This is a genomic window from Xinfangfangia pollutisoli (genome assembly GCF_020179405.1).
Lineage (GTDB): Bacteria > Pseudomonadota > Alphaproteobacteria > Rhodobacterales > Rhodobacteraceae > Pseudogemmobacter > Pseudogemmobacter pollutisoli.
On sequence record NZ_JAICBZ010000047.1, the window covers coordinates 22,194 to 31,937 of the forward strand.

General features: G+C 67.0%; 9 protein-coding genes. 3 read left to right on the top strand and 6 right to left on the bottom strand.

Going from position 1 to position 9,744, the window contains the following annotated elements; genetic code table 11:
* Positions 1-65 precede the first annotated feature (65 nt).
* Positions 66-899 carry a lytic murein transglycosylase gene (locus tag K1Y73_RS13965; protein WP_404819088.1) on the bottom strand — a complete coding sequence of 278 codons (834 nt, stop codon included), beginning with the start codon at positions 897-899 and terminating at the stop codon, positions 66-68.
* A 145-nt stretch (positions 900-1,044) separates the two neighbouring features.
* Between K1Y73_RS13965 and K1Y73_RS13970 the strand changes: the two genes are divergently transcribed.
* Positions 1,045-1,473, top strand: a complete 429-nt coding sequence (locus K1Y73_RS13970; protein ID WP_225028920.1) for a DUF6484 domain-containing protein — start codon at positions 1,045-1,047, stop codon at positions 1,471-1,473.
* A 1-nt stretch (position 1,474) separates the two neighbouring features.
* Positions 1,475-1,864 carry a hypothetical protein gene (locus tag K1Y73_RS13975; RefSeq protein ID WP_225028921.1) on the top strand — a complete coding sequence of 130 codons (390 nt, stop codon included), beginning with the start codon at positions 1,475-1,477 and terminating at the stop codon, positions 1,862-1,864.
* Here K1Y73_RS13975 and K1Y73_RS13980 read toward each other — a convergent pair.
* From K1Y73_RS13980 to tssH, 5 genes are all read right to left on the bottom strand, one after another.
* On the bottom strand, positions 1,855-2,751 hold the full coding sequence (locus K1Y73_RS13980; RefSeq protein WP_225028922.1) for a hypothetical protein: 897 nt from the start codon (positions 2,749-2,751) through the stop codon (positions 1,855-1,857). The two genes, K1Y73_RS13975 and K1Y73_RS13980, sit on opposite strands and share 10 nt — an antisense overlap.
* 73 nt (positions 2,752-2,824) lie before the next feature.
* On the bottom strand, positions 2,825-3,865 hold the full coding sequence (locus tag K1Y73_RS13985) for a DUF4150 domain-containing protein (protein ID WP_225028923.1): 1,041 nt from the start codon (positions 3,863-3,865) through the stop codon (positions 2,825-2,827).
* On the bottom strand, positions 3,865-4,914 hold the full coding sequence (locus tag K1Y73_RS13990) for a 3-oxoacyl-ACP synthase (protein ID WP_225028924.1): 1,050 nt from the start codon (positions 4,912-4,914) through the stop codon (positions 3,865-3,867). Before K1Y73_RS13990 ends, K1Y73_RS13985 begins: the two co-directional genes overlap by 1 nt.
* Positions 4,911-6,005, bottom strand: a complete 1,095-nt coding sequence (locus K1Y73_RS13995) for a DUF2169 family type VI secretion system accessory protein (RefSeq protein WP_225028925.1) — start codon at positions 6,003-6,005, stop codon at positions 4,911-4,913. The genes K1Y73_RS13990 and K1Y73_RS13995 overlap by 4 nt, the downstream gene beginning before the upstream one ends.
* 8 nt (positions 6,006-6,013) lie before the next feature.
* Entirely contained in the window at positions 6,014-8,749 is a 2,736-nt protein-coding gene (gene tssH / locus K1Y73_RS14000) for a type VI secretion system ATPase TssH (protein ID WP_225028926.1), read from the bottom strand.
* Between the two features lie 144 nt (positions 8,750-8,893).
* On the opposite strand from tssH, the gene K1Y73_RS14005 reads away from it, so the two are divergent.
* Positions 8,894-9,744, top strand: an 851-nt coding sequence (locus K1Y73_RS14005; RefSeq protein ID WP_225028927.1) for a serine/threonine-protein kinase, incomplete at its 3' end; no start/stop codon positions are given.

Genomic DNA, 9,744 nt, shown 5'->3' on the forward strand with positions numbered 1-9,744 from the left:
TGCGGGAGGGGGCAAATTCCTTGGAAGGAATTTGCAAAACTCTTCGAAGAGTTTTGGCCGCCCGCCTAACCGTCGATCCGCTTGCCCATCAGCGCGATCGCCTGCTGATAGACCGTCGCCGCGTTCCATTCCTTGATCACGGCGAAATTCGGCTCGCCCTCCTGATAGCCCAGGCCCGGCTGCCAGCCCTTCTGGCGCAGGTAATTCGCGGTCGAGGCCATGGCATCGGTGACATTGCTCAGATCGACGACGCCATCGCCATTGCCATCGACGCCATAGGCCAGCGCATTGCCGGGCAGGAACTGGGTATGGCCCAGTTCGCCATGTTTCGCGCCCACGGTCTTCGCGCTGATCGAGCCGTGATCGACCAGCTTCAGCGCGGCGATCAGATGCGGGCGGAAATACTCGGACCGGCGGCAGTCATAGGTCAGCGTCGCGATGGCCGAGACCACGTTCGTGTCGCCCATGAAGCCGCCGAAGGCCGTCTCCATGCCATGGATCGCGATCAAGACCCCGGCCGGCACGCCGTATTTCTTTTCCAGCGCGGCGTAGAAATCGGGGTTCTTCTTCTTGCGGGCCCGGCCCTGCGACACGATCGTATCGGCGCCGCGGACCTGCAGGAATTTCTCCAGCGTGTATTTGAAGCTTTTCTGGTTGCGGTCGGCGCCGATCGTGGCCTTGGAATAGCTGGACCCCATCAGCGCGGCGATGCCCTTCTCGCCCACGCCCTCGGCGCGGGCTTCCTTGGCCATGACGGGCTTCCAGCTTTCATAATCGCCGCCGGTGCTGGAGCAGGGGGCGGCCAGGGCCGGGGTCGCGATCAGCAGGCTGGCGACAAGCGGCAGAAGACGGGACTGAAGCAGCACGGAACGACCTTTATGCAGAATTTCCGGCAGCATAGGCGCGCGGGCCGCGAATTCAAGCGTCTCGCGCGCAGGCGGGCGGGCAAGGAAGGCGCGACTTGACGCGGAAGGGGTGCAGAATCTGTCGCGCCGCGGGCGCGGCCGCGCTATGCTGAGGGCATTGATATCAGGATTTCATGCGATGATTGGTGACCGCCAGACTGTCGACGGCGTGGTGATCGGCCTGTTCCTGGGCTTTCAGGACAGCCGGCCGCTGGTCGTCTTCCCCGGAAACGAAAAGGATCACGCGATCCCCGCCCGCAGCCTGTGCCGGCTTTCGGCCGATGAGGCGGGGTCGGAAGTGGCGCTGCTGTTCGAGGATGGCGCGCGCGACCGGCCGCTGATCCTGGGCCGGATCGTCGAGCCCGCGCGGACGGCGGCGCAGGCGCCGCTGGTCGTGGCCGATGGCCAGATGCTGCGGCTGGTCGCGCAAGAGCGGATCGAGTTGCGCGTCGGCCGCGCCAGCATCGTGATGGAGGCCGATGGCCAGATCACCATCCGGGGCACCGATCTGGTCAGCCATGCCGCGCGGTCGAACCGCATTCGCGGCGGCTCGATCAACCTGAACTGACATGGAAGCCGCCCCACCTGTCGCAGCGCCCGAACCCGCCGTGCCGCAGCTGGCGCATATCCTGCGCCAGCATGCCGAACAGGCGGCCTTTCTGTGGGTGATCTATGACCGCGCCCGGCTGTTTCCCGACGAAAACCCCGAAATGGATGAATTGCGCATCGCCCGGGTGGTCGAGCGGCTGGAGGCGCATCTCGACGGGCTGCGCATCGCGGGGGCGGCGGGCCTTGCCATGGCTGAGGCGCGCTTTGCCGAGTATCCCGAGCCGGGCGAGTTGTTCGTGATCCGCATGCTGCAGCCCGGGGCCGAGGCGATGCGGATCGCGACGCTCGACCTGCCCAGGGTGCGCGCCTATCTGGCGGAAACCCTGCCGCCGGGGGCGGATCAGGCGTAGCCTCGGCCAAGCCAGTCTGCGCCGTCGAAGCGGACCGCCATATCATTGCCCGCGAAGGCGACGAACTTTCCGGCCGCGTCCAGCGCATAGGCGGCAAAGTTGTCATTGACGATCTCGACGCGCCCGTCGGCCGCGATCGTCGCGGCGCCTTCGGTGCCGCAGGCCGCCCAGACCGTGTTTCCCTGGCGGGCAAGGCCGTGAATTCCGATCTCGCCGCTTTGGTCCAGCCAGACATCGCCGGCGCCGCGGAACAGCACCCCACCGGCACCGCCGACCAGGTAGCTGCCTTGCAGCGCCAGGACGGCATTCAGCGTGCCATCGGTCGGAAGCTCGGGCCTTTCCCACCGCGCGCCGCGGCGCAGCGCCAGCAGGCCGCCATCGCCGCAGATCGCGAAATCCTCGGCCGAGCTGCCATCCATCCCGGTGATCCATTGGCCGAAGGAGTCTCCCAGTGAGGCCCAGCCCGCAGCGCCGCGCAGATGCACGGTTCCCGCGGTTCCCGCCGTCAGGATCGTGCCGTCGGGCAGGGCCCGGATCACCCGCAGCCCCTGACCGGGCGTGACCGGCTCTTGGACCCAGCGGCCGGCGGCGTTGTGATGGACATTGCCATCCGCGTCGCAGGCGAAGACAAAGCCGGACGGGCTGCGGCACAGCCCGGTCAGCCAGTTTTCGCAGTGATAGAAGGGCGGCTCGCCGTCATCATCCGGGTCGCCCTCGTCATCGATGTCGGTGATCGGCAAGAGATGCGATTCGAAATACTCGTAATCGGTCGTGACAAGATCGACGAGCAGCGATCCATCGCTGCCGGCAAGGATCGCGGCGACCGATTGCGACCGATCCTCGTCCTCTTCGTCGTCTTCCGGCGGGCCTTCGGCGGTCTGGTTCATGGGGGTCTCGCCTCCTTGTGCTATCGCCCGTCGCGACAGGGCGCGGCGTGATCGGGACTTTGGTCTGGCGGCGCTATTTGAGGCGCATCTTCTTGGTCTTCACCTTGGGCGGCTTGGAATCGCTCCGCTTGCGTTTGAAGGCGCCGCTGCGCGGCCTGCGGCATTGCGTGTCCTCGCCGCTTTTCTTGTCCATCTTCGGAAGATAGAACGCGTCGCAGACCATGCGCAGGCAGGTGATGGCGGGGTGCTCTTTCTTCTTCTTGCCCGTGCCGGTGTCGGCCAGTTCCGGCTTGGCCTTCTTCATCGCGTCCAGATTGGCCTCGCGCACCTCTTCATAGGTCGGATTTGCCGGAGGCACCTTCGCGTTCTGGGCATTGGTCCAGTCGTTCTGGGCCTGCGTCTTGCGGCCGTGTTCGGTGGTGGGCGATGTCGCATCCTCAAGACAGACGCAGGGCGCGTCCTTGAAGTAATAGTCCTTGCACGTCTCGATGCCCTCGGGCGCGGTCCGGGTGTTCACGAAACAGGCGTTCTGAAGGATGTGGTCGGATTGCTGATACTTGGGATTGGGCTTGCCGTTCTTCTTTGACTTCGGCTCGCATTCCTCATCGGCATGGCGATAGGCATGCACCTTCATCCCCACATCGGCCAGGATCTTGGCGCAGGAAATCCCACCCACCGCCAGCCCGGCCATTTCCGGGAAGGGCGGCGCGTTGCCGGGGGGCGAGGCGTGGTTATGCGTCGCGATGTCGGAAAAGCGGATCACCGGCTCGCCTTCGAACTTCACGTCGGGCGACCACATGTTGAAATATTTCTTGCCGGTGTTCTTCGAGGTGACAACACCCTTCTTCGGCGCGCAGCCCGCTTCGGTGCCCGAGGTCTTGGTCTCGTCCGACTTGTTCTTGATGTTCACCTCCTTGCCCGAGATCTTCACCGTTCCGGTGCCGTTCTCGGTATCGGCGGCCATGCCAAAGGACGGGTAGGGGATCGGCACGCCGGGCGGCGTGGCCGGGGTTTGCGGCGGGGTGAAACAGACATCGGGGAAGGCCGCGATGGTCTGGGCCTGCACCGCCTTGCCCGAGATTTCCAAGCCATTGGCAAAGACCTTGCCGCCCATCAGCCCGCCCCCCGCCCGCCATGTCGCAACTCATGCAGCACGGCCGCGCCACAGGCGCCGTCATCGCCCGAGGCCTCGATCATCACGGGGCTGCCGGGCGCGTAGCCGCGCAGCCGCGCGGTCAGCGCCCGGCCCAGCATCACCGGCACCACCGCCGCGCCGACATTGCCCAGGCTTTCGGCCGGGCACCAGATATCCTGCATTTCCGTGCGGTTGCGGGTCAGGCGCTGGGCGGCCAAGGTGGATTGCTGGAAGAAATACTTCTCGCCCGCCAGATCCGACAGCCGGTATTCGACATGGCCCATCTCCATGCCGGCCTCGGCCAGCGCCAGCTCGAAGGCGCGCACCATTCCGTCGCCGCGCAGGGGCAGGTCATGGCCATCGGCATCCTGGCCATTGTAAAGATAGGCCTCCTCGCGCGCGAGGCCCAATCCCGTCAGCCGCAAGGGCCCAGGGGCTGCCGTACACAGGATCGCCGCCGCCGCCTCGCCCGGGATGAAGCCATTCGCGTTGCCCGGGCCCAGAAGCCGCGCCTGGCCCAGGTAATGGCTGACCGATTGCGCGGTCAGATAGCTGTCCAGCCCCAGGATCAGCACCGCCTCGGCCCCCTCAGCGATCTTCCGGCGCGCGCGGTCCAGCGCCACGAAGCCCGAAGGGCGCCCATGGCTGACGATCTCGGCCCTTGGCGGCGCGGGCAGGGACAGGATCTCGGCCAGATGGCGCAGCAGCGCCTCGGGCTGCGGCACCGGGCGGCCGGGTCGGGTCTCTTCCGCCAGGCACAGGATCAGCGGCGTCGCGGCCAGCGTGCCGGGCCGGGCGCGCTCGATATCGGCCAGGGCGCCGGCGGCCAGATGCGCCTGGCGCTTGAGCCCGATCCAGTTGCGCGGCAAAGGCACCGCCCCGCCGATCAGCCAACTGCCATCGGGCCCCATGAAACGGGTCTCGGCGAAACCGTCCAGCCGCGCCCGCATCGCCGCGCAAGAGCCGGCGGCGTCCAGCCCCACGCAGGTGACCATGCCGGCGGCGGCGATATGCAGCGGGCGGCTCATGCGGCGCGATCCCGGGCCAGGGGCGGCAGCGCAAGATAGTCTTTGCCGGCCTCATGCGCGCGCCGCAGCCCGCGTGAGGGCGGGCCGACCCAGGCCTCGGTGAATTCCGGGATGGTGCGGCGGATCCGGCATTCGCAGCGCCAGGCCAGGGTGAACTGCCGCGCCTCGCAGTCGAAGGCCAGGGTGTCGGGCAGAAGCACGGTGTCGAGCGCGATTTCGCGGCCACGAAACAGCCGGACGGGCAGGCGCGTGTCGGGCAGGCGAAATTCCTCGCGCCCCTGGGGGGTCATGCCCAGGATCACCACCGGCGTGCCGGGGGCGGGGGGGGCGATCTGCTGATCCTCGGGCGCGCATTGGTAATAGCGTTCATCGAAATCGGGCGGCAGGAAGGGAAAGATCTTGTCCTTCCAATTGTCGTCATAAGTGCCGGCCAGCCGGATCCGCGCCGGGGCGATGCGCGGCAGGGGGCCCAGCGCCATGGGCCGATGCGCGCCGAAGGGCGAGGTGACGGGATCGTCGGGCGCCTCGGTCAGCGGCAGGTCCAGCCCGTCCAGCCTTGCCCCGGCGCGGATGGTGGAAAAGCCCAAGCCAAAGGGATTGTCGGCATAGACCGGCGGCGCCTCGTCCCCGGCCCGCGCCCGGTCGGGGCCGCCGAAGGCCGTGTCATAGCCAAAGGCAAGCCTTGTGAAGGGATAGGGCCGGGTCGCGGTGATCGAAGGGCCCAGCGTGCGCCATTGCCGCGGGCCCACCACGTCGAATTGCTTGACCCAGTCGCCCACCCGCAGCCCCACGCGCACCCGTTCCACCGGCTGGCCGCCGGGCGCATAGGCGGCGCCCTGGGCCACCACGTCGCAGCGCGCCTTGCGAAAGGCGAAATCGGTTTCCCAAAGCGGCGGCGAAAAGCCCGGCGCGCCGGCATATTCGTCGGCCAGGATCAGGGGCCGCTGAGCGCGTGCCCGTTTGGACGCGGCCCCGGGTGCATCGGGGAAATCCCAGGTGCCCTTGATCACCAGCGAGAGGAATTCGCGCCCCGAGGCGTCCATGCCCATGGTCGACTGGGCGGGAAAGCGCGTCTGCGACAGGATGCGCATGGCGGGGCCTATTCGAAGGCGTAGGCGAAACCGTCGGCCGTGCCGGTGACCGTGACCCGTGTCAGCGGCGTGCCTTCCAGCTTGCGGTTCAGGACCTGGCGCGACAGTTCGGGCAGAAGCGTGTTCGTGAGGATCGCGTCGATCATCCGCCCGCCCGAGTCCAGCTCGGTGCAGCGCGCCTTGATCTGGTCCATCACCCCCTCGCCGATCACCAGTTCCGCGTCATGCCCGCCTTCCAGCCGCCGCGCGATGCCGCGCAGCTTGTGGCCGGCGATCGCCTCGATCATCGCATCGGACAGCGGGTAATAGGGGATGGTGACGATCCGGCCCAGCAGTGCGGCGGGGAAGGTCTTCAGCATCGGCGCGCGCAAGGAGCCGGTCAGGTCTTCCAGATCCGCCGTGCCGCGGCCGTCATCGGTCATCGCCATGATCTCTTCGCTGCCCACATTGGTGGTCAAAAGGATCAGGCAGTTCTTGAAGTCGATCCGGCGGCCTTCGCTGTCATCCATCATCCCCTTGTCGAAGACCTGAAAAAAGATTTCATGGACGTCCGGATGGGCCTTTTCCACCTCGTCCAAGAGGACGACCGAATAGGGGCGGCGGCGGACGGCCTCGGTCAGGATGCCGCCCTTGCCGTAACCCACATAGCCGGGCGGCGCGCCTTTCAGGGTGCTGACGGTATGGGCTTCCTGAAATTCCGACATGTTGATGGAGATCAGGTTCTGTTCGCCCCCGAACAGGGTTTCGGCCAAAGCCAGCGCGGTTTCGGTCTTGCCCACGCCCGAGGGGCCGGCCAGCATGAAGACGCCCACCGGCTTTTCCGGCGCGCCAAGGCCGGCAAGGCTGGTCTGGATGCGGTTGGCGATCATCTGCATCGCATGGTCCTGGCCCACGACGCGCTGCGCCAGGATGCCGGCCAGCTGCAGCGCCTGTTCGGCCTGACTTGCCAGCATCCGGCCCGCCGGAATGCCGGTCCAGTCCTGCACCACGCCGCCCACGGCGATGCGATCGACCGAGGGCAGGATCAGCGGGCGTTCGCCCTGCAGCCTGGCCAGTTCGGCGCTTTTGGCTTTCAGGGTTTCCAAGGTGGCTGCGCGGTCGTCGGCGGTCATTCTTGCCGGCGGCGCCTCGTCGGTTGCCTCGCCTTCGGCTCCGCCCGCCTCGGGCCCTGCCTCGGGTTCGGGCAATTCATCGGCGGTGTCGTCCACGGCCAGCCCTTCGGCCCGCAGCCTGGCGCGCAGGTCCAGCACCTCGTCGACCAGGGCCTTTTCCTGCTCCCAGCGGGCATTGGCGGCGTCAAGCTCGGCCTGGGCCGCGGCCAGAGCGGCGGACACATCTTCCTGACGCTCGGCCACGTCGATGCCGACGGCGCCTTCGCGGGCGATGATCGCGGCCTCGACCTCCAGCGATTGCAGGCGGCGTTCGATGTCTTCGACCTCGGCGGGCGTCGCATGTTGCGACACCGCGACCCGGGCGCAAACCGTGTCCAAGAGGCTGATCGCCTTGTCGGGCAATTGCCGCGCCGGGATGTAGCGATGCGACAGGCGGACGGCGGCCTGGATCGCCTCGTCAAGGATTTCGACCTTGTGGTGCTTCTCCAACACCCCGGCAATGCCGCGCAGCATGCGGATCGCGGCATCTTCGCCGGGCTCCTCGACCTTCACCACCTGAAAGCGGCGGGTCAGGGCGGGATCCTTTTCGATATGTTCCTTGTATTCGGCCCAGGTCGTCGCCGCGACGGTGCGCAATTCGCCCCGCGCCAGCGCCGGTTTCAACAGGTTCGCGGCATCGCCCGTGCCCGCAGCCCCGCCGGCGCCGATCAGCGTATGCGCCTCGTCGATGAACAGGATGATGGGCTTGGGGCTGCCCTGCACCTCGTCGATCACCGCCTTCAGCCGCTTTTCGAACTCGCCCTTCACCGAGGCGCCGGCCTGCATCAGCCCGATATCCAGCATCCACAGATCGACCGCCTGCAATTGCGGCGGCACATCGCCGCGCGCCAGCCGCAGCGCGAAGCCTTCGACGACGGCGGTCTTGCCCACCCCGGCCTCGCCCGTGAGGATCGGGTTGTTCTGGCGGCGGCGCATCAGGATGTCGATGATCTGGCGGATCTCCATGTCGCGGCCGATCACCGGGTCGATCTTGCCATCCTTGGCGCGCTGGGTCAGGTTCGTCGCATATTGCCCCAGCGCCGATTTGCCCGCAGGCTTCGGCGCGCCGGGGTCTGCCGCCGCGGCCGGCGCATCGGTTTCGACCGAGGCCTCAAGCAGCCCGTCCAGCGCCGGTTCCAGCGTCTCGGGGTCGATCTTGTCGAATTCCAGGCTGATCTTCAGAAGCAGCCCTTCCAGCACCGGCGTCTTCATCGCCGCCAGCAGCACGAAGCCCGAGCGGACCCTGTCCTGATCCTTCTCGACCTTGCCGAAGGTCCAGGCCTCGCGGATCGCATGGAAGATGTGGTCCGAGAATTCCTCGACCGCCGATGCCCCATGCGGCAGCCGGTCCAGGGCGCGCTGGATGTCGCCTTCCAGCCTGGCGCCATCGACCCCGGCGGATTGGCAGAGAATGTCGAAATCGCTGCGTTCGGTGCGGCTGAGCGCCTCGATGAAATGGGCCAGCTCCACATAGGGGTTGCCGCGCGCCTTGGCCGATTGCGCAGCGGCCGAAAAGGCGCGCAGGCAGGTTTCGTTCAGCTTTCCGACAAGTTCCTTGCGCTTGACGGTTTCGGGCGAACCGCGCTGGGCCATGCTAAAGCCTTTCAAAAATGGGTCAGATCAAGAGGGCTTGCAGATAAATGCAGAAATCCTGCAGACTCAGTCTAATCTAGATTATTCCTTGGCGCGACAGATTTGAGACAGGGCGACGGTCAGGTTGCCCGGAGGTTCGATGCGATGATTGCTCCGCTTCCCGGCGACATTTTTCGCGCCGGCCAGGTGCTGAACAACACCTATGAGATCGAGGGCGTCCTGGGCCGTGGCGGCACGGGCGAGGTTTACCGGGCGCGCAACCTGATCTCGGGGCGGGTGGTCGCGATCAAGGCCCTGAACGCGCAGTTTTCCGGGCAAGAGGGCTATATCGCCCTGATGCGCCGCGAAGAGCAGATGCGCGACATCCGCGACGATGCGGTGGTGCGCTACACGGAATGCTCGCGCTCGGATCAGGGCCATGTCTTCCTGGTGATGGATTTCATCGACGGGCCCTCGATGGCCGATGTGATGCTGCAGCGGCGGATGGAGCCGCGCGAGTTGATGATCGTCGCGCATCGGGTGGCCGAGGGGCTGGTGGCGGCGCATGGCCATGGGATCGTGCATCGCGACCTGTCGCCCGACAATGTGATCCTGAAAGGCGGCAGCCCGGAACAGGCCACGATCATCGACTTCGGCATCGCCAAGGACACCGGGGCAGGGGCGCGCACCATCGTCGGCAATGATTTCGCCGGGAAATACGAATATGCCGCGCCCGAGCAGATGGAGGGGCGGGCCGAGCCGCGCAGCGATCTTTACGCGCTGGGCGCGCTTCTGCTGGCGGCCTGGAAGGGGCAGGTGCCTTTCGCCGGCATGACCCCGGGCGAGATGATCCGCAGGAAGGGCCAGCCGCTGGACACGCTGGGCGTGCCGGAACCCCTGAAGGGGCTGATCGACTGGCTGTCGGCCCCGGCTTTGGCGCAGCGCGCGCCTTCGGCGGCTGCGGTGGTCGATCAGGTCGGGCGGGCGCTGGGGGGCACGCCGGGCGGGCGGGCGCC

Excerpts from the sequence above, each read along its gene's own strand:
- K1Y73_RS13965 (WP_404819088.1), bottom strand. The coding sequence starts at position 899 with ATGCTGCCGGAAATTCTGCATAAAGGTCGTTCCGTGCTGCTTCAGTCC.
- K1Y73_RS13970 (WP_225028920.1), top strand. The coding sequence starts at position 1,045 with ATGATTGGTGACCGCCAGACTGTCGACGGCGTGGTGATCGGCCTGTTC.
- K1Y73_RS13975 (WP_225028921.1), top strand. The coding sequence starts at position 1,475 with ATGGAAGCCGCCCCACCTGTCGCAGCGCCCGAACCCGCCGTGCCGCAG.
- K1Y73_RS13980 (WP_225028922.1), bottom strand. The coding sequence starts at position 2,751 with ATGAACCAGACCGCCGAAGGCCCGCCGGAAGACGACGAAGAGGACGAG.
- K1Y73_RS13985 (WP_225028923.1), bottom strand. The coding sequence starts at position 3,865 with ATGGGCGGCAAGGTCTTTGCCAATGGCTTGGAAATCTCGGGCAAGGCG.
- K1Y73_RS13990 (WP_225028924.1), bottom strand. The coding sequence starts at position 4,914 with ATGAGCCGCCCGCTGCATATCGCCGCCGCCGGCATGGTCACCTGCGTG.
- K1Y73_RS13995 (WP_225028925.1), bottom strand. The coding sequence starts at position 6,005 with ATGCGCATCCTGTCGCAGACGCGCTTTCCCGCCCAGTCGACCATGGGC.
- tssH (WP_225028926.1), bottom strand. The coding sequence starts at position 8,749 with ATGGCCCAGCGCGGTTCGCCCGAAACCGTCAAGCGCAAGGAACTTGTC.